Annotated in this window: 19 protein-coding genes; all 19 read right to left on the reverse strand. The window is 67.3% G+C overall.

The annotated features are described in order from the left end of the window. Positions 1-2: 2 nt before the first annotated feature. Entirely contained in the window at positions 3-1,649 is a 1,647-nt protein-coding gene (gene fliF / locus ROV93_RS04630; protein WP_072166961.1) for a flagellar basal-body MS-ring/collar protein FliF, read from the reverse strand. A gap of 13 nt (positions 1,650-1,662) precedes the next feature. Then, positions 1,663-2,028 carry a flagellar hook-basal body complex protein FliE gene (gene fliE, locus ROV93_RS04635; RefSeq protein ID WP_061478712.1) on the reverse strand — a complete coding sequence of 122 codons (366 nt, stop codon included), beginning with the start codon at positions 2,026-2,028 and terminating at the stop codon, positions 1,663-1,665. A gap of 429 nt (positions 2,029-2,457) precedes the next feature. Continuing rightward, entirely contained in the window at positions 2,458-2,874 is a 417-nt protein-coding gene (locus tag ROV93_RS04640; RefSeq protein ID WP_072166962.1) for a hypothetical protein, read from the reverse strand. A 186-nt stretch (positions 2,875-3,060) separates the two neighbouring features. Continuing rightward, on the reverse strand, positions 3,061-4,563 hold the full coding sequence (locus ROV93_RS04645; RefSeq protein ID WP_072166963.1) for a sigma-54 dependent transcriptional regulator: 1,503 nt from the start codon (positions 4,561-4,563) through the stop codon (positions 3,061-3,063). Next, on the reverse strand, positions 4,560-4,937 hold the full coding sequence (locus ROV93_RS04650; protein ID WP_005409556.1) for a response regulator transcription factor: 378 nt from the start codon (positions 4,935-4,937) through the stop codon (positions 4,560-4,562). The genes ROV93_RS04645 and ROV93_RS04650 overlap by 4 nt, the downstream gene beginning before the upstream one ends. A gap of 14 nt (positions 4,938-4,951) precedes the next feature. Continuing rightward, the gene (rpoN, locus tag ROV93_RS04655; protein ID WP_072166964.1) at positions 4,952-6,361 is read right to left on the reverse strand and encodes an RNA polymerase factor sigma-54; all 1,410 of its coding nucleotides are present in this window, start codon (positions 6,359-6,361) and stop codon (positions 4,952-4,954) included. 284 nt (positions 6,362-6,645) lie between these two features. Further along, positions 6,646-7,278, reverse strand: a complete 633-nt coding sequence (locus tag ROV93_RS04660) for a response regulator transcription factor (RefSeq protein ID WP_005413261.1) — start codon at positions 7,276-7,278, stop codon at positions 6,646-6,648. Between the two features lie 92 nt (positions 7,279-7,370). After that, positions 7,371-7,949 carry a PilZ domain-containing protein gene (locus tag ROV93_RS04665; protein ID WP_072166965.1) on the reverse strand — a complete coding sequence of 193 codons (579 nt, stop codon included), beginning with the start codon at positions 7,947-7,949 and terminating at the stop codon, positions 7,371-7,373. Continuing rightward, the gene (locus ROV93_RS04670; RefSeq protein WP_072166966.1) at positions 7,946-8,239 is read right to left on the reverse strand and encodes a hypothetical protein; all 294 of its coding nucleotides are present in this window, start codon (positions 8,237-8,239) and stop codon (positions 7,946-7,948) included. The genes ROV93_RS04665 and ROV93_RS04670 overlap by 4 nt, the downstream gene beginning before the upstream one ends. Further along, the gene (gene fliS, locus ROV93_RS04675) at positions 8,236-8,652 is read right to left on the reverse strand and encodes a flagellar export chaperone FliS (protein WP_005416447.1); all 417 of its coding nucleotides are present in this window, start codon (positions 8,650-8,652) and stop codon (positions 8,236-8,238) included. Before fliS ends, ROV93_RS04670 begins: the two co-directional genes overlap by 4 nt. 128 nt (positions 8,653-8,780) lie before the next feature. Further along, positions 8,781-10,196 (reverse strand): flagellar filament capping protein FliD, encoded by a 1,416-nt coding sequence (fliD, locus tag ROV93_RS04680; RefSeq protein WP_061478707.1) that lies wholly within the window; start codon positions 10,194-10,196, stop codon positions 8,781-8,783. Between the two features lie 441 nt (positions 10,197-10,637). Continuing rightward, positions 10,638-11,816: a flagellin gene (locus tag ROV93_RS04685; RefSeq protein WP_072166967.1), complete on the reverse strand. Its 1,179-nt coding sequence runs from the start codon at positions 11,814-11,816 to the stop codon at positions 10,638-10,640. Between the two features lie 86 nt (positions 11,817-11,902). Further along, on the reverse strand, positions 11,903-13,093 hold the full coding sequence (locus ROV93_RS04690) for a flagellin (RefSeq protein WP_072166968.1): 1,191 nt from the start codon (positions 13,091-13,093) through the stop codon (positions 11,903-11,905). 72 nt (positions 13,094-13,165) lie between these two features. Then, positions 13,166-14,383 (reverse strand): flagellin, encoded by a 1,218-nt coding sequence (locus ROV93_RS04695; protein WP_005416451.1) that lies wholly within the window; start codon positions 14,381-14,383, stop codon positions 13,166-13,168. Positions 14,384-14,782: 399 nt separating this feature from the next. After that, entirely contained in the window at positions 14,783-15,985 is a 1,203-nt protein-coding gene (gene flgL / locus ROV93_RS04700; RefSeq protein WP_053496687.1) for a flagellar hook-associated protein FlgL, read from the reverse strand. Continuing rightward, positions 15,982-17,862 (reverse strand): flagellar hook-associated protein FlgK, encoded by a 1,881-nt coding sequence (gene flgK / locus ROV93_RS04705; RefSeq protein WP_053496686.1) that lies wholly within the window; start codon positions 17,860-17,862, stop codon positions 15,982-15,984. The genes flgL and flgK overlap by 4 nt, the downstream gene beginning before the upstream one ends. An 8-nt stretch (positions 17,863-17,870) precedes the next feature. Further along, complete coding sequence (flgJ, locus tag ROV93_RS04710; RefSeq protein WP_072166969.1) at positions 17,871-19,070, reverse strand: flagellar assembly peptidoglycan hydrolase FlgJ; 1,200 nt, start codon at positions 19,068-19,070, stop codon at positions 17,871-17,873. A 1-nt stretch (position 19,071) separates the two neighbouring features. Then, on the reverse strand, positions 19,072-20,214 hold the full coding sequence (locus ROV93_RS04715; protein WP_312538617.1) for a flagellar basal body P-ring protein FlgI: 1,143 nt from the start codon (positions 20,212-20,214) through the stop codon (positions 19,072-19,074). A 2-nt stretch (positions 20,215-20,216) separates the two neighbouring features. After that, entirely contained in the window at positions 20,217-20,909 is a 693-nt protein-coding gene (flgH, locus tag ROV93_RS04720) for a flagellar basal body L-ring protein FlgH (RefSeq protein ID WP_005416456.1), read from the reverse strand. Between the last annotated feature and the right edge of the window lie 11 nt (positions 20,910-20,920).

The raw sequence follows: 20,920 nt of genomic DNA on the forward strand, positions 1-20,920 counted from the left end.
CCTCAGTCATTGGCCACCCAGCCTTTGACCACCTGGGCCACGCGCTTGGAGTCGGTCTTCACGGCTTCACGCGCCATCCGCAGTCGTTCCTCATATGAATCCACCGGCAGTGCGAGCGCATCCGGTCCGCCCAGGCTTGCCCGGTCGGTGCCCAGCGCTGGCAGCGCAATGCCATCGTCATCGACCAGCTGCACATCCGCCGTATGCGGCTCCAGCGCCTGCGGGTCGTCCTTCCTGCTCTGGCCGGTGATCGCGCGCAGCGCCGGGCGCAGCACGCCGAACAGCAGCGCCAGCACCACCACCGCGCCCAGCAGCATGCGGCCGGCATCGTGCACCCACGGCAGCTCCCACCAGGCCGGGCCTTGTTCGGGCGTGGTCTCGCGCACGAACGGGGCGTTCATCACCGACACGGTGTCGCCACGCTCGGCGTTGAAGCCGACGGCCTGCTTCACCAGCGCCTCGACGCGGGTCAGTTCCGCCGCCGACAGCGGCTGCGGGCTGACCTTGCCGTTGGCGCCGGCGCGCGGCACGTTGTCCACCAGCACCGCCACCGACACGCGCTTGATGCGGCCGGCCGGCTGGCGGGTGTGCTGCAGGGTGCGGTCCAGCTCGTAGTTGCGGGTGGCGTTCTTGCTGCTTTCGGTCGGGGCCTGCGCGGTGGCCGGCGCGGCCTGCTGGCCCGGCGGGCTGTTGCTGGTGGCACCCGGCACGCCCTGCGGACCCGGCGTGCTGGTGGTGTTCTCGCTCATCTGCTCGCTGCGCAGCTTCTGCGGTTCACCGTTGTAGAGCTCACGGGCTTCCTCGGTCACCGAGAAGTCCATGTCCACGCTCACTTCCGGATTGACCCGGCCGGGGCCGGTCATCGGCTCCAGCAGCTCGCGGATGCGCTGGTTGAACGAGGTTTCCTGGCGGCGCACCTGCTCAAACTGCGCGGCGTTGACCGCCGCCTCGCTGTTCGGGTCGGTGATGCTGAGCATGCGCCCGCTCTGGTCGACCACGGTCACCCGTTCCGGCGCCAGGTCCGGAATGCTGGCCGCAACCATGTGCACGATGGCATCCACCTGGCTGCGTTCCAGCTGCTGGCCGCCACGCAGTTCCAGGGTCACCGAGGCGCTGGCCACGTCACGCTGGCGGGTGAAGGCGCTGGGCTTGGGAATGGCCAGATGCACGCGTGAATCACGTACCGGGCGCAGCGTGTTGATGGTGCGCGACAGCTCTGTTTCCAACGCGTGCTGGTAGCGCGCGCTTTCCACGAACTGGCTGACGCCGAAGCCCGGATCGCGTTCCATCAGCTCGAAGCCGAGCTTGCCGCTGTCGGTCAGGCCGGAGCCGGCCAGTTTCAGGCGGGCGTCGTGCAGGTTCTTTTCCGGCACGGTGATGCCACCGGTGGCCGGATCGAGCGCGAACGGAATCTGTGCCGCGCGCAGCAGGTCGGTCGCTTCAGCGGTCGCCTTCTGGTCCAGGCCGGTGTACAGCGGGACCATGCCCGGCTTCTGTGACCAGAAGAACACGGACAGGCCTGCCGCCACCGCCACCGCGATCATCGCCATCAGGCCCAGCCGACGGGTGATCTGCAGACTCTGCAGGCGGTCGAACCATTGCCCGGCCTTCTCGGCGTTCAGGCTGTCCTTGGAGAGCGTCAGTGCCATGCGTCAATGTTCCTTACAGCGGCATGTTCATCACGTCCTGGTAGGCCTGGACGAGACGGTTGCGGACTTCCACGGTGGCGCGGAAGGCGATCTGGGACTGCTGCGAGGCGACCATCACCTTGGCCAGGTCGGCGCTGGGGTCGCCCATTTCGAAGGCCTTGGCGAGGGCGCCGGACTTCTGCTGCGCATCGTTGACGCCGGCAATCGCACCACGCAGGGTTTCGGTGAAGCTGGCCGGCTGGGCCTGCGGCGCGTCCAGCACCGTGCCCGGCAGGGCGTTGCTGCGCGGCGCTTCGCCCAGCGGGTTGAGCGCCGGCTGTCCCATCTGGGTCTGATAGGAGCGGATCTGCGAAAGGATCGAAGTGACGGAGTGGGACATCTGCAACGGTTCCAGAAACAGGGATGGGGTTGTCTGCTGGAACCAGTGCAAGTGCCGTGCCGAAACCGGTTTTCGATTCAGTGACGTGAGGGTGTGGGTGTTTGGTGGCAGGGCTGCGCCCTGCACCCGCCGACGCGACGTCAACATCAACGTCAAAATCGGGCTATCCGTGGGGTGGCGGGGTGGGTCCGGTTGCGGGGGACGCCGTGAATACGTCCCTGTAGGCTCGGTCGCGCCATCCATGGCGCTCACGCCCCCGCAACCGGACCCACCCCGCCTTCGACAGTTGGCCGCGATCTGTTGGAACCTGCTGCTGATGGTGGGTGCCGCCCGTTGGTCGGCACTAATCGGATGGGGTCAGATCCCGTTGCAACGCAACGGGCTCTGACCCCGGTCGTGGCGCCATTTATCCGGCGTCGGTTTTCTGGCCTAGGGCTGCAGGGTCCAGCGGCCGGAATTCTGGCGCCGGCGCGGGGCGATGGGGCCGTCGTGCTGGGTGTAGATGAAGCGGCCCTGGCGGTCGCTCTGGCAGGTCAGCAGCAGGGTGTAGTGGGCGGGACCGGCCGGGTGGGCCTCGGTCATCTGGATTTCCGCGATATGCGGGGCCAGGCGCTGGTAGCGGTAGCTGCCGCCGATGCGCAAGTCAGTGCCGAGGATGTCCAGCACGTACTGGCTGCCGGCAAAGCTGAGCTGCACCATGCGTCCGGCGTTGGGGTTGTCCGGGGCGTACAGCGGGTCGCTGAGGTTGATGAACTGGCGCTGGTCCAGCGTTGCGGGCAGGGTGCAGTTGGCGGCAGTGGCCAGGGCCGGGCAGAGCAGGCTGGCGAGCAGGGCAAGGCGATGCATGGTGGAACCTCCTTGGGGGTGTCCTTGCCATGCTCCGCACTGCGGCGGTGTTGTCTCTAGGAAAACGTGCAAAAGCAATGGGCTCAGATCCCGTTCCGCAGCAAAGGGATGTGAGCCCAGGGGCCCAAAACACCAACGCCCGGGCAAGCCCAGGCGTTCGTGCCCCCTTCATGCTGGCAATGCGTTTCAGCCGGCCAGTTCGGCCTGCTCGCGCTCGATGCCGTACTTGCGCAGCTTTTCCACCAGGGTGGTGCGGCGCAGGCCGAGCAGCTGGGCGGCGTGGGCGACCACGCCCTGGGTGCGTTCCAGTGCTTCGTTGATCAGGCCCAGTTCGATGTTGGCCATGTGGTTGCGCAGGTCCATGCCTTCGTCAGGCAGCGCCGCCGGCGCCGCCGGGCGATTGACGGCGATGCCGTGCTCCAGCGCCGGCTGGTTGCCGCTGCCCGGGGTGTGGAAGGAGAAGCTGCGCAGGTCCAGGCGTTCTTCGCTGGCGGCCGGCTGTGCCGGTGCCGGCGTGGCGGCGGCCAGTGCCGCATCGCCACGGTAACGGGCCGGCAGGTCCTGCACGCGCACCGAACCACCCGGATGCAGCACCGCCAGGCGCTCGACCAGGTTGGTCAGCTCGCGCACGTTGCCCGGCCATTCGTAGCCGGCCAGGGCCTGCAGCGCTTCCGGGGTGAAGCGCACTTCGCCACGGCCGGTGCGGGCCAGCTGCGCGGCGATGGTTTCCACCAGCGCTGGCAGGTCTTCGCGACGCTCGCGCAGCGCGGGCACTTCGATCGGGAACACGTTGAGGCGGTAGAACAGATCCTCGCGGAACTTGCCCTCGGCGATGCGGGTCTCCAGGTCGCGGTGGGTCGCGGCCACCACGCGCACGTTGCAGCGGATGGTCTGGTTGCCACCGACGCGCTCGAAGCTGCGTTCCTGCAGCACGCGCAGCAGCTTCACCTGCATCGGCAGGCTCATGTCGCCGATTTCGTCGAGCAGCAGGGTGCCGCCCTCGGCCATTTCGAAACGGCCCTTGCGCGCGGTCAGCGCGCCGGTGAAGGCGCCCTTCTCATGGCCGAACAGTTCGCTTTCCAGCAGGTCGGCCGGAATGGCGCCGCAGTTGATCGCCACGAACGGGCCGTCACGGCGCGGCGAGCGCTGGTGGATGGCGCGCGACACCACTTCCTTGCCGGTACCGGATTCGCCCAGCACGAGCACGGTGGTATCGAATGCGGCGACCTGCTCGATCATGGTGCGCAGGGCGGTCACTGCCGGGCCGTTGCCGGTGGGGCCCTGGTCCTGGGCGGCGCCTGCCTGATGCTCGGCATCCAGGCGCTTGAGGCTGGCGCGGCGCAGCAGGGCTTCCATCTGTGCGTGGCGCAGCGGCGTTTCCAGCGGCCAGATGTTCGCTTCATGCAGCCCGTGCTGCCGGGCAAACACTGCAGCATCACCATCGGCCAGCAGCACCGGAGGCGGCAGGCTGCTGCCGCCCAGCCAGTTGTACAGCGCGGTGCTGGCGGGGCTGTCGTCCAGGCTGCCGACGATCACCGCCATCCAGTCGTTCTGGCGCTGCCGGCCCAGGTCGAAGTCGGCCGCGTCGGATACCCAGCGCGGGTTGAAGTCCATGAATTCCAGCAGGGCAACGGTGCGCTCTGCGCGCACGGCGTCGTTGTCCAGCACCAGGATGCGCGATTCACTCACGACTGTTCCTCCCTGAGGCCTTCCAGGATCGGCATCACTTCCTGGATGTAGGACAGCTTGCTGACAAAGTTGTCGGCACCGGCACGCAGCGCGTGTTCGCGGTGCTCGGCGTCATCGAAGTGGCTGGCGATCACGATGTACGGTGCATCGTCCTGCGACTTGATCAGGCGGGTGGCCTGCAGGCCACCCATCTCCGGCATGGCCAGGTCCATCAACACCACCTGCGGGCGCAGCGTTTCCGAGCGCTCGATCGCTTCCAGGCCGTTGCCGGCACTGCCGACGATCTGCAGCCAGTCGATCTTGCGGAAATGGCGCATCGCCGCGTTGATGAAGCCCTCGTGGTCATCGACCAGCAGGACCGTGAGCTTGTTCATGTCCAACATCCTTTTCAGCCCACCCGGGCCAGCTGCGGTTGCCTGGCGCTGAGCCGGCGCCGTTCGCGGGCCGGGGCGATATCCAGTTGTTCTCGGTATTTTGCGACGGTTCGGCGGGCAATGTTCACCCCCTGGCGTGACAGCAGGCCGGCAATGGCCTCGTCGGCCAGCGGACGGCCGGCGGGTTCGGCGTCGATCAGGCGGCGGACCATGGCTTTCACCGCCTGGCCGGAGACGCTGGCGCCTTCCAGGCGCACCGCGAAGAAGTGCTTCAGTTCGAAGGTGCCGCGCGGTGTCTGCAGGAACTTGCCGGTGGTGATGCGTGAGACGGTGGACTCGTGCATGCCGATTTCCTCGGCCACTTCCTTCAGGGTCAGCGGGGCCATGGCCTCTTCGCCACGGACCAGGAAGGCGGCCTGGCGCTCGACGATCACCCGCGCGGTGCGCAGCAGGGTGTCGTAGCGCATCGACAGGCCGCGGCTGAACCAGCGTGCCTCCTGCAGCATCTCGCGCAGTGCCGGCGCGGCTTCGCTGGTTTCGGCCAGCGCCTGTTCGTACTGGCTGTTGATCGAGACGCGGCGGCTGGTGGCCGGGTTCAGTGCCACCTTCCATTGCCCATCGGCGTGCCAGGCGACGACGTCCGGCACTACCACAGCGTTGCGTTCGGGCAGCAGGCTGTCGCCGGGGCGCGGCTGCAGCGAGAGGATCAGGCGCACCGCCTCGCGCACGTCGTCGATCTCGGCGTCGTGCTGGCGGGCGAGGGCGGGGTAGTCGTGCGCAGCCAGCGCATCGAGCGCGCCATCGAGGATGCGGGCGGCCAGGTGGCGAGCAGGGACCACGCCGTGCAGGCTGCGCAGCTGTGCCTGCAGGCCTTCGCGCAGGTCCTGCGCAGCCATGCCAGCGGGTTCACCGTGCAGCAGCTGCTGGCGGATGGCCTCGACGCCTTCGGCGGCGATGTCGAACTGGGCGCTGGCCAGCAGCTGCAGCTGCGCCAGCGGCGCCTGCAGGTAGCCGGCCTCATCGCAGTGGTCGAGCCAGAACGCGGCCACCGCCAGTTCGCGGTCGTCCATGTCCAGCGCCAGGCGCTGCAGCACGCGCAGCTGCGGGTCGGTCGACTCACCGGCGGCAATGCGCGCCATGCGATCGTCGTCGCCGTCCTGCCAGCTGGCGCCGGCCACGTCCCACATCGAAGACTCCGGCAACTCGTCGAACGCAGCGGTTTCCAGCGTGGTGGCGGCGGCCTCGGTGGCGTCAGCGGCAGGCGCTTCGGCCTCTTCGATCTCCAGCAGCGGGTTGGAGTCCAGCAGGCGCTGGATTTCCTGTTCCAGGTGCAGGCCATCGAGCTGCAGCAGCCGGATCGACTGCAGCAGCTGAGGGGTGAGGTGAAGTTGTTGGCCCAGCTGGGTCGAGAGTGCAGCCTTCATCGTGGTTCCCCGGCGCCGCTCCCCGGCGCCTTGTGGAACGCATCTTGCTTTTGATCCGGCGTGGGCGGAATCGGGGGGTTCCTGAGGGGGGTCGTGGTTGTCCCGACAGGATGTAGGGGTTATCCCTACATTGGCTCGGGATATTGACGAAGCGGGCCGCCAAGTCATTGATTCGTCGTGCCGAAGCGGCGGGGTTCGCGGCGGCCGGTGTACGGATTCCTGTCAGGGAATGTCGGGGTGACGGGAATTCGTCGTCAGTGCAGGGCCTTGCCCGCTACTGGCGCTTACTCCAGCTCGTGCTGGTGGCGCGCGGCCAGCAGCAAAAGGTCATTGGCGCGGCGGCAGCCCAATGACTCCATCATGCGTGCGCGGTGGGTTTCCACCGTCTTCACGCTGATGCCGAGGTCGGCGGCGATTTCCTTGTTGCTTTCGCCCTTGCCGATGCGGCGCAGGATCTCGCGCTGGCGCGGCGACAGCGCGGCAATGCCGGTAGGCTTCTCGCGGCCCAGCATGGGGGCCAGCATCTTGGCCGAGATCTGGGGACTCAGGAACACCTGGCCGGCATGCGCGGCGCGCAGCGCCAGTTCCAGCTCCTGCGGTGCTGCATCCTTCACCACGAACCCGACCGCGCCACGATCCAGGGCATCGCGCACATGCGCGGCATCGTCGTGCATGGTCATCATCACCACCCGGGTGCCGGGGGCGCGCAGGCGGATGTCGCTGAGCGCTTCCAGGCCGGTGCGGCCCGGCAACGAGAGATCCATCAGCACCACATCCGGCGCGTGCTGCAGGGCCAGCTGCAATGCCTGTTCGGCGTTGCTGGCCTCGGCGACGAGCTGCACGTCGGCAAACCCCTGCAGCAGCCGCGCCAGGCCGGCGCGGACGAGGGTGTGATCGTCGACGATGAGAACTCGCACAGGCACGCAACAGATCCGTGTAGGGGAGTCCACCTTAACTTAGCTGAACGGGCGCGCCAAGGCTTGCCCGCCAAGCGTGATGGTGGCAGCTTTCAGCGCGCCCGGCGTGCCTCGGCCACCTGGCGGCGGTGCAGTCGGAACAGGTGCCGCTCCATGGCCATTTCCAGGCCGTCGCCCAGGCGCTGGAAGCGCAGCCATAGGAAGTGGCCGCCGCCGCCGTCGGCTGCCTCGGCGATCACTTCCACCGGCAGGTCGATGTGGTCGGGCAGCCAGTCGCTGGGCTGCAGGCGCACCACGCCGGCCTGGCCGGGGCTGGCACCGCTGCGCGGGCCCAGCTGCAGGCGGATGCCACGGCGCGACCAGCGCACCGGGCGCAGGGGCAGTTCCAGGCCCTGCTGGCGCACCAAGCGGCCGAGCAGCACCATCGCCAGGTCCAGCTTGGCTTCAAGGCGTTGCAGCTGCAGGGTGGCCTCGTTGCGTTCGTCGTGCTCGTCAACACGGCTGTCTTCGACCAGTGCCAGGCTGCGCAGCAGGCCTTCGGCACCGCTGGTGCGTCCGGCCGCGCTGCCCGCCTGGAACTCGGCCGGCAGGGCCAGCTCGCAGCTGAGCGTTTCGTCGAACAGCTCGCTTTCGGCAGGATGGTGCAGCGACGTGGCCGGCAGCTGGGTCATGCCAGCGATCCTGCCTGCAGGTAGGCATGGGCGGCGCGAAGCGAGCGCTGGCCGTCATTCATCAGTGCGGCCGCTGCATCGCGGCGCTGGCGCAGCAGGCCCAGAAGGCTCTGCTGGCGCTCGAACAGGGCGCTCAGCGGCCCGTGGTCCGCAGCGGTCAGCGGCTGGCTGAGCAGGGCATGCAGGGTGCTGTCGTGCCCGTCGAGCAGGCTGTCGGCCTGGTCCAGGGCATCATCGCCCAGTGCCTTCTCGAAGGCATCCAGCTGCGCGTGCAGTTCGGGCAGGCTCATGGCGCCACCGCGGCCGGGCGGCGCTGTTCGTGCGGGATCGCGTTCCAGGCGCTGTCGATCTCGCCCAGCAGCTGCAGCGATTCATCCAGCGCGGCGCGGTCGTTGTGCAGGTTGGCTTCGGTGAGGCGCTGCAGCACGTAATCGTACAGGGCCGACAGGTTGCCGGCGATCTCGCCGCCGGCCTCATGGTCCAGCGAGCCGTTGAGGTGGCCGACGATCGCGCAGACTTCGCCGATCGCCTTGCCCTTGCCGGCCTGGTCGCCCCGCTCGAGGCTGGCCAGGGCGCGACGCACGCGCTCCAGCGCGCCGGCCAGCAGCATCGCCACCAGCTTGTGCGGATCGGCATCGGCGACCGCACTGGTCACTCCCACCTGGCGGTACTGCTCGGCATATTGACGGCTGGAACCGTACATTCGTGATTCTCCTTGCGCGGGGTGCCGTCGGGTGATCGTGGGGATCGGTGCCGGCGGCGCGGCGATGATTGCTGTTGCGTCCGTTATCGGTGCATTGCGCGGCAAACTTGAGTGCCACGCACGCATCGTCAGCGGTTCAACTGTGCCAGCTGCTGCTGCAGCGCCGTGTTGCTCTGCTGCAACTTGCCCATCAGGCTGTCCAGCGCGATGAACTGCTTCTTGTAGCGCTCTTCCACGCTCTTCATCCGCGTGTCGAGGTCCTTGCGGCGCTTGTCGATGTTGTCCAGCGTGGTGTTCAGGCCCTTGGTGCGCGCGACGAACGCGCCTTCCTTGCCGACCGTGGTGCTGACATAGCCGTCGACCAGCGTGTACAGCTTGCCGGCACCGCCGGAATCACCGGTGATCGCCTGGCGCATCTTCTCCGGCTGGCTGGCCAGTGCGGCGGCGAACTTGGTGGTGTCCAGGATCAGCGTGCCGTCGGCATTGGGGTAGCCGCGGGTATCCAGACCGATCGCCTTGGCATCGAGCTTGTCACCGGCCAGGTCCTTGAGCACGCTCGACATCACCGAGCGCAGCTGGCTGGTGGCGCCGCGCATCTGCGCATCGCCGGTCAGCGTGGAGGCTTCCTTGGTCTTGGCGTCGTACTTGGTTTCGGTGTTGATCGCCGCCAGTGCGGCGTTGTAGGCCGTTACGAACTCCTGCATCACCTTGGTGGCCGCCGCAGTGTCGGTGCTGATGGTCACCGTGCTGGTGCCCGGCATCTTCAGGTTCAGGGTCAGGCCCGGAACCGCATCGGCCACGGTGTTGCTGGCGCTGACGACCTTCACGCCATCGATGGTCAGCTCGGCGTCGGCGGCGGCGGTGTTCTGCTTCAGGCTGTTGACCAGCCCCCCCAGCTTGGCGTCGCTGCCTGCGTACTCGAGCTTGATCGCGTTGGCGGCACCGGTCTTCTCCTGTGCGATCGACAGGTACTGGTTGTCGCCGGAGCTGATCAGGGTGGCCTGCACGCCTTCCTTGCGGCCGGCCGCATCGATCTTGTTGCGGATGGTGGTCAGCGTGTCGCCGTCCTCCACCTCCACGTTCATGGTCTTGGCCTTGTCGCCCACGCCAACGGTCAGCGTCAAGGTTCCGGCAGCAAACGTGTCGGTCTTGGGTACCGAAGTATCGGCGATCAGTTTGTGCGCGGTGGCCAGCGAGGTGACATTGACCACGTGCGTGCCGTTGGAGGCCGCAGCCTTGGTGGTGCCAACGTCATACAGCGCGACCGACGCCGTCAGGATCTCGTCGGTGCCCTTGTCGCCGCCTTTGCTGGCGGTCACCGTGCGCGTGTCGAACGCGGTGGTGGCCTTCAGTGCGGTCAGCGCCGTCTTCAGCTTGTCGAAGGCCGAGGTGATGGTGCCGATCGACGACAATTGCATCTTGGCCTTGGACTGCTGCAGGTTCAGCGCATTGTCGGCGGGCTTGCGGTCAGCTGCGACCAGCTGGTTGACGATGCTGGAAATATCCAGTCCCGAGCCAATGCCACCGTATCCAAAGTCTGCCACGTCGTTTCTCCTGGTATCCGGGCCCGGCCGTCGTGCGCTGGCCCGTCGTCAACGAAAATAGCGGCCTGCGCCGCTGGGTCTTGAGGACTTCGTTGATGCACGTGCCGTGCCACTCGCCTGGCGCAGGTTCTGGCACGCGGGTTGCAGGAGAGCTGGGGCAGGGTGCGGGTGGGTTCACCGCGGGCTGCCGGGAGTCTGCAAAAAGCCCTCCCCCAATGCAGGGGAGGGATCAGGCTACTGACAATCGGGGGGAGACGAAGCCGCCCGTTACGTACAGTCAAAGGTACAGCGCTGAAAGAGAGGTCCGCAGGAGCGGGCGATGCCAAGCCGGTTCGGGACTGATCCCGGGCCGGGCATGGCCCGCGCCTTCGTGCATCGTGGCTTCCCGGTTGCCGCTACCGTCGGTTCGACCCGACGGTAGCGGCGCCTTCTTGCCGTGGATCAGCGCAGCAGGCTGAGCACGCCCTGCGGCACCTGGTTGGCCTGGGCCAGCATGGCCGTACCGGCCTGCTGCAGGATCTGGGTGCGGGTCAGCTCTGCGGTTTCCTTGGCGAAGTCGGTGTCCTTGATGCGGCTGCGCGATGCCGACAGGTTTTCCGACGAGGTCTGCAGGTTGGCCACCACCGAGGTGAAGCGGTTCTGGATCGCACCGAGGTCGGCGCGGGTGCTGTTGATCGCACCCAGGGCCTTGTCGACCACTTCCAGGGCCTGCTGGGCACCGAGTACGGTGCTCACGTCCAGCTTCTGCACGTTCGCCGAGGTGTCGGTGCCAGCAGTGTAGGCGCCGGCAGCCGCTGCGGTGCCCCAGGTCTTGGCGGTGGCGTCGTAGTCGCTGCGCATCAGGGCGATATCGGCAGCGGCAACGGCCTTGCCTTCCTTCACCGAGCTCAGCTTCAGGGAGCCGTCGGCATTGGCTTCGGCGTAGATGCCGGCCTCGCCGATCTTGGCGTTGATGGCGGTGGCGACGGCCTTGGAGGCATCCGCCGTGGTGGCGCCGGCCTTGACTTCAACCGTGCCGATGTCCACGCCCATCACGGTGCCGGAGAAGCGTGCGCCGTCGGTGCTGGCGGCCAGGGCGGCGGTCGCGCCGGTGGCGAAGGTCGAGGTGCCCAGCGAGCCGGCCTTGGCATCGATGGTCTTGTCGATGGCGATGGCCTGGCCGGCATTGGCGCCGACCTGGAACAGCTGGCTGGAGAAGGTGCCGTCCAGCAGCTTGGTGCCGTTGAAGTCCGACTGCTTGGCGACGCGGTCGATTTCCGAGACCAACTGGGTCACTTCGGCCTGCAGCGCCTTGCGGTCGCTGGCCGAGTTGGTGGCGTTGGAGGCCTGCACCGACAGCTCGCGGACGCGCTGCAGATTGTTGCCGATTTCGGTCAGCGAACCTTCGGCGACCTGGGCCAGCGAAATACCGTCGTTGGCGTTGCGGATGGCGACGTCGGTACCGCGGATCTGCGTGCCGAAGCGCTCGGAGATCGCCAGGCCGGCGGCGTCGTCCTTGGCGCTGTTGATGCGCGAACCGGAGGACAGGCGCTGGATGGTGGTGGCCAGCGAGCTGCCGCTGGTGCTCAGGTTGCGCTGAGCATTCAGGGACATGGTGTTGGTGTTGATGACTTGTGCCATGGTGCATTTCCTTTGGCGAAGGTGGAACGTGTTTCAGGATCCGGGCGCGGCGTCATGCGGCGCCCGGAGGTCGATCAGGGAGCGGATCAGCGCAGCAGGCTGAGCACGCCCTGCGGCACCTGGTTGGCCTGGGCCAGCATGGCCGTACCGGCCTGCTGCAGGATCTGGGTGCGGGTCAGTTCTGCGGTTTCCTTGGCGAAGTCGGTGTCCTTGATGCGGCTACGCGAAGCCGACAGGTTCTCCGACGAGGTCTGCAGGTTGGCCACCACCGAGGTGAAGCGGTTCTGCACGGCGCCCAGGTCGGCACGAGTGCTGTTGATCGCACCCAGGGCCTTGTCGACGATTTCCATCGCCTGCTGGGCGCCCTTCACGGTGCTGACGTCCAGGTTGCTGGCGTACTTCGCGGCCGGCGCTGCAGCAGCAGTGGTGGCGGTGAAGGTCGGGGCGGTGGCGCCGGTCCAGGTGCCCACCGAAGCGGTGATGGCCTTGAACGAGCCATCGGCGTTGACGCTGTCCTTGACCGAGGTCAGGGTGACGCCGGCGGTACCGTTCACTTCGGCGTAGACACCGGTCTCACCGATCTTGGCGTTGATGGCAGTCACCAGCGCCTCGCGGGAGGCCTTGCCGGTAGCAGCGGCGTCGGCACCCTGCTTGACATCGACGTCGGCGATGGTCACGCCATTGATCTGCAGGCCAGTGACCTTGAGGTCGGCGTTGGTGCCCGGGTCGGCCAGGGCCAGCGAGTTGGTGTCGAACTTGGCGCCGCCCAGGGCGTTGGCCTTGGCATCGATGGTCTTGTCGATGGCGATGGCCTGGCCGGCGTTGGCACCGACCTGGAACAGCTGGCTGGAGAACGAACCGTCCAGCAGCTTGGTGCCGTTGAAGTCCGACTGCTTGGCGACGCGGTCGATTTCCGAGACCAGCTGGGTCACTTCGGCCTGCAGCGCCTTGCGGTCGCTGGCCGAGTTGGTGGCGTTGGCGGCCTGCACCGACAGCTCGCGGACGCGCTGCAGGTTGTTGCCGATTTCGGTCAGCGAACCTTCGGCAACCTGGGCCAGCGAGATGCCGTCGTTGGCATTGCGGATGGCGACGTCGGTACCGCGGATCTGCGTGCCGAAGCGCTCGGAGATCGCCAGGCCGGCGGCGTCGTCCTTGGCGCTGTTGATGCGCGAACCGGAGGACAGGCGCTGGATGGTGGTAGCCAGCGAGCTGCCGCTGGTGCTCAGGTTACGCTGAGCATTCAACGACATCGTATTGGTGTTGATGACTTGTGCCATGAGGAGAGGTCCTTGAGCGGTTGCACGTGAGTTGGGTCAGACGCCCCCGACGTGCCCCGGGGGCGGCTCATGTCAGCGCTGCAACAGGCTGAGCACGTTCTGCGGTACCTGGTTGGCCTGGGCCAGCATGGCCGTACCGGCCTGCTGCAGGATCTGGGTGCGGGTCAGTTCGGCGGTTTCCTTGGCGAAGTCGGTATCGCGGATGCGGCTGCGCGATGCGGACAGGTTCTCCGAGGAGGTCTGCAGGTTGGCGACCACCGAGGTGAAGCGGTTCTGGATCGCGCCGAGGTCGGCGCGGACGCTGTTGACCGATTCCAGGGCCTTGTCGACGATCGACATCGCCTTCTGTGCGCCTTCGGCGGTGGTGACGTTCAGGTCCTTGACGAAGCTGGCCGCTGCACCGGTCAGGGTGCCGCCGTTGGTGCTGGTCTCGGTCAGGCCCAGGCCGGCGATGGTCGCGGCGGTGACGCCGGCCGGCGGGGTTGCTGCGCTGACGCCCAGGGCGAAGGTCTGGCCATCCTTGACCGAAGCCAGGCTGATGACGCCGGCATTGACCGAGGCCACCACGCCGGTTTCACCCAGCTTGTTGTTGATCGCCGCAGCGGTGGCCGAGGTGATCGACTCGCCGGCCTTCACGGTGAAGTCGCTGATGGTGACCGTGGTGGCGGTGCCGCCCGGTGGGGTGACCGAGACCTGCAGGCCGGAGTAGGTGGTGTCGGCCGTGGCCTTGTCCACCGCCAGCGCAGTGCCGGTGTAGCCGTTGGCGAAGGTGGCAGCCCCCAGCGAATCGGCCTTGGCGTTGACCACGCTGTTGATGGCGATGGCCTGGCCGGCGTTGGCGCCCACCTGGAACAGCTGGCTGGTGAAGCTGCCGTCCAGCAGCTTGGTGCCGTTGAAGTCGGCCTGCTTGGCCACACGATCGATTTCCGAAACCAGCTGGGTCACTTCAGCCTGCAGGGCCTTGCGGTCGCTGGCCGAGTTGGTGGCATTGGAGGCCTGCACGCCCAGTTCGCGGATGCGCTGCAGGTTGTTGCCGACTTCGTTCAGCGAACCTTCGGCGACCTGGGCCAGCGAGATGCCGTCGTTGGCGTTGCGGATGGCCACGTCCAGGCCACGGATCTGGGTGGTGAAGCGCTCGCTGATGGCCAGGCCGGCCGCGTCGTCCTTCGCGCTGTTGATGCGCAGGCCGGACGAGAGGCGCTGGATGGTGGTGGCGAGCGAGCTGCCGCTGGTGCTCAGGTTGCGCTGAGCGTTGAGCGACATCGTATTGGTGTTGATTACCTGTGCCATGGGGTCGTCTCCTCTTATATGGAACCCGTTGGTGAATGAAACGAAGCGCCGCCTGTTTTTTTGTGTGGCTGTGTGCTTCGCCGTTGCCAAATGAATAACGGCGCTTTGTCAACAACCTTTAGCCGTGAATTCCGCTGAAGCCAGAATTCGTTGCCTGAAGCTGTTTTCCCGGGGTTTTCAGCCCTGTTGCCAGGATGGAAGCGAGCCCGGGAGGGGCGGTCGGGCAGGGCCTGACCAGCGCTGATGAAGGTATCGGCGGGGTGCGACCCGGCTTGATGGGCAATCACGGAGAATCGGCCGGAGATGGCCAGAGGGCCGCGTGGTGGCGGGCAGGCGCGCAAACGAAAAAGGCCGCGATGCAGGGCATCGCGGCCTTTCAGGGGTGACGCAGGAGAGGCGTCAGCGCAGCTTGTTGAACAGCGACATCGACTGCATCTGCGAGAAGATCGTCTGCGCCGCCTGCAGTGCGGTGCTCTGCAGCTGGTACTGGCTCAGTGCATCGGCGTAATCCAGGTCGCGCATCTGCGACAGCGTGGTCTTCAGGGTCACGCCATTGGCCTCGCGCATCTCCGCCGCGTTGTCCAGCGCCTTCAACTGCGCACCACCGGCAGCGCGCGAATCGATCATCCGCTCCGAGGCGCGCGCGACGTCGCGCAGTGCGCTCTGCAGCTGATTCTGCTGCGCAGTCATCTGCGCGGTGGTACCGGTGTCGGCACCCAGCGCGGCGACCAGGTTGTCCATGGTGGCGAAGATGTCGCGGCTGCTGGCGGCCTGTACGCTGAAGCTGTCGCCCGCTGCAGGTGCGCCGGTGATGCGCAGGCGCACACCGTTCACTTCCAGGTCGTCGCCAGCCTTGTAGGTGCCGGTGCCGGTCACGTTGCCCGCACCATCCACCACCTCGTACTGGGTGCCGGTGGTGAAGCGCACGCTGAAGCCCTGGCCGTTCCAGCTGTCGCTGCCGTCGCGGGTGATGTTGGTCAGCACGCCGTTGCCGGTGTTGCCGGCCGCGGCGCTGCCGTCAACGAAGCCGTCGCCGGTGGGGATGCGCATGAAGATCTCGCTGCCGGGCAGGGCGTCGCGCACATAGGTATCGGGGCCGACTTCAACCTGGCGCTGGGTCTGGTCGCCGCGATAGACGACCTTGCCGTTGATCTTGGCGAACGGCGGGTCACCGTCGTTGGTGCCACCGAACACGTAGCGGCCGGTACCATCGTCGGCGTTGGCCAGCGACAGCAGGCCATCGCGGATCTGGTTGACCTCGGTGATCAGCGTCTTCTTGTCCGCCGCGCTCAGTGCCGGATTGCTGGCCTGGATGGTCAGATCGTTGACGCGCGCCATCAGGTCGTTGACCTGCGCCAGGGTGTTTTCCTGCACGCCCAGGCGGTTCTGCACATTGCCGGCGTTGAGCTTCATGCGGTCCAGTGCGGCCAGGCTGCGGTCAAGGCCGACTGCAGTGCCGGCGGCAACCGGATCGTCCTTGGCGCTGACGATCTTGCTGCCAGTAGCAATCTGCTGCTCCAGGTGGCTGAGCTTGGCCTGCTTGGCCATCATCAGCGACACCGACTGGTTGAACATCATGCTGGTGGAGATGCGGCTGCTCATCGGCGGACGGCTCCCAGGATGGTCTGGAACATGCTGTCGGCGGTGGAGATCAGCTGTGAGGCGGCCTGGTAGGCCTGCTGCAGGCGCAGCATGTCGGCGGCCTCTTCGTCCAGGTTCACGCCGGAGACCTCATCGCGGGCTTCCTGTGCCTTGTCATTGATCACCAGCTGCGCATCGAGCGAGTACTCGGCCGAGCGGGCGGCGGCGCCGACCTGGGTGGTCAGGCCACCCAGTGCACCGTTCAGTGTCACCGTTCCGGCGTTGAAGGCCTTCGTGCTTTCCACCTTGGCCAACCTGGAGGCGTTGCTGTTGTCCGACGAACCGGCCGGGGTCGGGGTGATGTTGAAGGTATCGCCCACCTTCGGCGCACCGTCCAGTACGAAGCTCCAGCCGTTGGCACTGATGGTCTGGCCAGGTGTATAGGTCTGCGGCGGGCCACCGTCGATGGTGTAGGTGGTCGCCGAGGTGAACACGATCGCCGACGGATTGCGCAGGTTCGCGTTGGCCGAATCGGTGACGGTGACGCCGCTCAGCTTGCCGGTACCGGTGTTGGCGGTGGCGGCTGCGCCCTTGACTGCGGCGGCCGCGGCAATGCGCGACGGATCGGTGATGGCCATCTCCAGGCTGCCGGCCACGCCGGCGGTGGGCTGCAGCAGGAAGCGGTCATTGGCCGCCGGGGTGCCGCCGACGACCAGGTTCACGCCGTTGATCACCAGCGGATCGGCGGCGGTGCCGGTACCGGTCAGGGGAATGCTGGCGCCGGTGTCGGCGCGGCTGGCCTTCCAGGTGGTGCCATCGAACTGCAGCACCACGTTCTGCGCGTCCAGTTTGCCCAGGTCGCCATAGGTGGCGCTGAGGCTGGCGGTTCCGGTATTGCTGTTGTTGCCGGTCACGCGTGGGCTGCCGATGTTGAAGAAGTCCCCGCCCATCTGGCCATACAGATCCACACCCTGGTGGTGGACCTGGTTGAAGCTCTCGGCCAGGCCCACCGCCAGCTTGCCCAGTTCGGCCTGCGCAGGCGTCAGCACGGTGTCGCGGAATTCCAGCAGGCCCCCGATCTGGCCACCGACCGCTTTCGGGTCGAGACGGATGGTGTTGCCCTGAGTCTCCAGTGCCAACTGCAGGCGCTCGGGCTGGTAAGGATCGGCTACGGTGGTGACCTTGGTCGCCGTGGTACCCACCACCAGCGCGTTGCCGCCGGCAGTGTAGACATTCATGATGCCGCCGTCCTGGATCACCGCGGTGCCACCGGTGTAGCCGATCAGCTGGGTGATCAGCTGGTCGCGGCGGTCGAGCAGGTCCGGTGCAGCCGAGGCGATGTTGGTTCCGATGGCACCGTTGATCTGCGCGATCTCCTGCGCAAGGCGGTTGACCTCGGTCGCACCGGCCAGCAGGCCGTTGTTGACCTCGCTGTTGAGATTGTTCAGGTGCGTGTTGAGCTGCACGAAGCGGTTGGCCAGCGCCTTGCCACCGTCGAGCATGTTCTGGCGGTCGGCGGTGCCGGCCGCGTTGGACGACAGGCCACTGACCGAGTCGAAGAAGTTCGACCAGACGCCAGCCACGTTGGTGGCAGCATCGGAGAACAGCGCGTTGACCCGGTCGGCCATGCCCGAAAGCTGCTTCAGGCGCGCCAGCTCACCGCTGCTGTCGAGCAGGCGCGAGATCGCCAGCTGGTCGGCCGTGCGACGGATGTCAGTGATGCGGGTGCCGTTGCCGACCGTGCCGTAGCCATAGTTCTGTGGATCGGCGGTGGCGAAGTTGACCTTCTGCCGGCTGTAGCCGGGTGTATTGAGGTTGGCCACGTTGTGGCTGGTGGTCGCCAACGCTCGCTGGAAGGCGAGCAGGGCACCGGTACCGGTGGAAAGTACGCTGGACATGGTGTTCCTCAACGACGAGTGATACCCAGCGCCGCGGTCGCGGTGCTGGCGAAGGTCTGGCCAAGGCGCGAGCCGGCGTCGGCCACGGCGGCTACGGCGCGCTCGATGGTCGGGCCGCCGGCGATCGCAGCGATCTTGGCGGCGTAGCGCGGATCGGTGGCGTAACCGGCGCGCTGGAGGCCACGGGCGAAGCCCTGCACGTCGGTGCCGGCCTGCAGGGCCTGCTGGTAGCGCGGGCTTGTCTTCAGCAGGCGCACGTAGTCGGCAAAGCTCTCGGCAGCTGAACCGTAGGCGCGGAAGCTGGCGGTTTCGTTGCGGCGCACGCCATCGACATATTCATGGGTGCCGGCCGTGGCGCGCTGGCCGTTCCAGCCAGTGGCCTTGATGCCGAACAGGTTGTGCGAGGTGCTGCCATCGGCATGCTTGATGTGGCGCTTGCCCCAGCCGGTCTCCAGCGCTGCCTGGGCGACCAGGGCGCGGGCATCCACGCCCAGTTCCCTGGCCGCGCTCTGTGCGTGCTGCCAGATGCTGGCGACGAAGCCCTCCGGGGTATGCTCGCCGAGCTGGGCGACGGCGGTGCGCGTGGCCAGGGCATCGGCCGGGCTCATGGCCGTGCCGCGATTGCTGGCCGTCGCCGTCCACTGGTCGCTGTTGGCGGCCCAGTCCTCGCCCTGCAGGCTGCCGATGTACGGATCCTCGGTGCCCAACGAGCGGTGCAGGCCGCTGCTCTCACGGCCGGCGATCAGGTCCAGTGCCTGCTCCATCGGTGCCAGCGCGGCCTGCGCACCGTGCTGCGCGCCTGCGGCCATCTGCTGCAGCATGCGCACGGCCTGGCTGCCATCTTCCAGGGGCAGCGACGGTGCCGGCCTGGCCGGCGCGTTGAGCTGGTAAGCGCGGCTGGCCTTGGCCGGATCCACGCGGGTATCCAGTGCCGGACCTTCGGCGGCCTGGCCGGACAGCTGGCGGGTGATCATGCCGGACAGGCCCAGGCCCTTGCCGCGGGTCATCGCCTCGGCAATCTTCTGGTCGTACATGTCGCGGAACATCTTGTTCTCGCCGGGAAACAGCGAGTCGCCGAAGCTCGCATCGCGCATGCTCTTGACCAGCATCTGTGCGAACTGGCCTTCCAGCTGGCGTGCGACCTTGTCGATCTTCGCCGGATCGTTCTGCTGCGCCGGGTGCAGGTCGAATGCGGGATTGATGCGCATGTCAGATCACCTCGAGCTCGGCACTCAGTGCGCCGGCCTGCTTCAGGGCTTCCAGGATCGCGATCAGGTCGCCCGGTGCCGCACCCACGGCGTTCACCGCATGCACGATCTCGTCCAGGGTGGTGCCGCCGCTGAACTTGAACATGCGGCTGCCGTCGTTGGTGGCGGTGATGGTGGACTGCGGGCTAGCCACGGTACGGCCGCCCGACAGCGCATTGGGCTGGCTGACGTTGGTGTTCTCCTGGATCGTCACCGTCAGCGAACCATGCGCAATCGCCGCAGGGCCGACCCGCACCTGCTGGCCGATGACCACGGTGCCGGTGCGCGAATTGACCACCACCTTGGCCGGGGCGCTGCCGGGGGTCAGTTCAAGGTTCTCGATGCGCGCCAGCAGGCCGATGCGTGCGCCCGGATCGGTCGGTGCGGTGACGGCGACGGTCACGCCATCGATCGCGCGTGCCGCACCTTCGCCGAACGCGTTGTTGAGCGCGGCGACCATGCGCGAGACCGTGGTGAAATCATTGTTGTGCAGGTTCAGGGTGATGTCGCCGCCGTTGGCCAGCGGATCGGGCAGGGCACGCTCCACGGTGGCGCCGTTGGGAATACGGCCGACGCTGGGCACGTTCACCGAGACACGGGAACCGTCCTTGCCCTGCGCGCCAAAGCCACCCACGATCAGATTGCCCTGGGCGATGGCATAGATCTGGCCATCGGCGCCGCGCAGCGGGGCCATCAGCAGCGAACCGCCGCGCAGCGACACCGCGTTGCCGATCGAAGACACCGTGATGTCGATCGGCTGGCCGGGCTTGGCGAACGGCGGCAGCTCGGCATGGATCGCCACGGCGGCCACGTTCTTCAGCTGCGGGTTGACGTTCGGCGGCACGTTCACGCCCAGCTCGCCAAGCAGGTTTTTCAGGCTCTGCACGGTGAAGGGCGCCTGGCTGGTACGGTCGCCGCTGCCATCCAGGCCGACCACCAGGCCATAGCCCACCAGCGCATTGCCGCGCACGCCGCCGACCTGGGCGAGGTCCTTGATGCGCTCGGCGCTGGCCGGGGCGGCCACCGCGAAGACCATGAACACGCCACAGTAGAGCGACGCCATGCGTCGCTGCCAGGAAGAAGAGGAGAAGAGTTTCATGGCCATACTCAGAACGGCGTCAGGCCGGAATTGAAGAAGCGGCTCAGCCAGCCCATCGCGTTGGACTGCGCGACCGGTCCGCGGCCGCCGTAGACGATGCGGGCCTCGGCCACGCGGCTGGAGGGAATGGTGTTGTCCTGGCTGATGTCGCCCGGGCGCACGATGCCCTGCACCTGCACCAGTTCATCGCCCTGGTTCAGCCGCAGGTTCTTCTGCCCCTGCACCACCAGGTTGCCGTTGGGCAGGCGCTGGATCACCGTGACCGTGACGCTGCCCTGCAGGCGGTTGCTCTGCGCGCTGTTGCCCTTGCCGGTGAAGTCACGCGCGCCCTTGGCGGTGGCACTGAGGATGTCCTTGCCGCCCAGGGTGACCGGCGCACCGAGGATGGACGGCGTGCCCAGGCTCAGGTTGGATTCCTTGTTGGTGGCCGTGTTGGCGCTGGTCTGCGCGGTGGTGTTTTCCAGCAGGGTGATCGTCAGCAGGTCGCCGACATCGCGCGCGCGGCGGTCCGAATACAGCTGCAGGGTCGGGCCAGCGGCGTAGATCGCACCGGCGGTCGGCGCGGCCTGCGGCGGCATGATCGGCTGGATCGGTGCCATCGCCGGATAGGGGCGCACGTCGCCCGCGATCACGCAGCCACCGAGCAGGGCGACCACGGTGCAGGCGAGGGCAGTACGGGCGAGGTTGGAAATGGGCGACATGGCGGTTTCCC

It is taken from the genome of Stenotrophomonas maltophilia group sp. msm4 (assembly GCF_032025605.1).
Classification (GTDB): domain Bacteria; phylum Pseudomonadota; class Gammaproteobacteria; order Xanthomonadales; family Xanthomonadaceae; genus Stenotrophomonas; species Stenotrophomonas sepilia.

Coding starts and splice junctions, on each gene's coding strand:
- fliF (WP_072166961.1), bottom strand. CDS start 1,649: ATGGCACTGACGCTCTCCAAGGACAGCCTGAACGCCGAGAAGGCCGGG.
- fliE (WP_061478712.1), bottom strand. CDS start 2,028: ATGTCCCACTCCGTCACTTCGATCCTTTCGCAGATCCGCTCCTATCAG.
- ROV93_RS04640 (WP_072166962.1), bottom strand. CDS start 2,874: ATGCATCGCCTTGCCCTGCTCGCCAGCCTGCTCTGCCCGGCCCTGGCC.
- ROV93_RS04650 (WP_005409556.1), bottom strand. CDS start 4,937: ATGAACAAGCTCACGGTCCTGCTGGTCGATGACCACGAGGGCTTCATC.
- rpoN (WP_072166964.1), bottom strand. CDS start 6,361: ATGAAGGCTGCACTCTCGACCCAGCTGGGCCAACAACTTCACCTCACC.
- ROV93_RS04665 (WP_072166965.1), bottom strand. CDS start 7,949: ATGACCCAGCTGCCGGCCACGTCGCTGCACCATCCTGCCGAAAGCGAG.
- ROV93_RS04670 (WP_072166966.1), bottom strand. CDS start 8,239: ATGAGCCTGCCCGAACTGCACGCGCAGCTGGATGCCTTCGAGAAGGCA.
- fliS (WP_005416447.1), bottom strand. CDS start 8,652: ATGTACGGTTCCAGCCGTCAATATGCCGAGCAGTACCGCCAGGTGGGA.
- ROV93_RS04685 (WP_072166967.1), bottom strand. CDS start 11,816: ATGGCACAAGTCATCAACACCAACACCATGTCCCTGAATGCTCAGCGC.
- ROV93_RS04690 (WP_072166968.1), bottom strand. CDS start 13,093: ATGGCACAAGTCATCAACACCAATACGATGTCGTTGAATGCTCAGCGT.
- ROV93_RS04695 (WP_005416451.1), bottom strand. CDS start 14,383: ATGGCACAGGTAATCAACACCAATACGATGTCGCTCAACGCTCAGCGC.
- flgL (WP_053496687.1), bottom strand. CDS start 15,985: ATGAGCAGCCGCATCTCCACCAGCATGATGTTCAACCAGTCGGTGTCG.
- flgK (WP_053496686.1), bottom strand. CDS start 17,862: ATGTCCAGCGTACTTTCCACCGGTACCGGTGCCCTGCTCGCCTTCCAG.
- flgJ (WP_072166969.1), bottom strand. CDS start 19,070: ATGCGCATCAATCCCGCATTCGACCTGCACCCGGCGCAGCAGAACGAT.
- ROV93_RS04715 (WP_312538617.1), bottom strand. CDS start 20,214: ATGGCCATGAAACTCTTCTCCTCTTCTTCCTGGCAGCGACGCATGGCG.
- flgH (WP_005416456.1), bottom strand. CDS start 20,909: ATGTCGCCCATTTCCAACCTCGCCCGTACTGCCCTCGCCTGCACCGTG.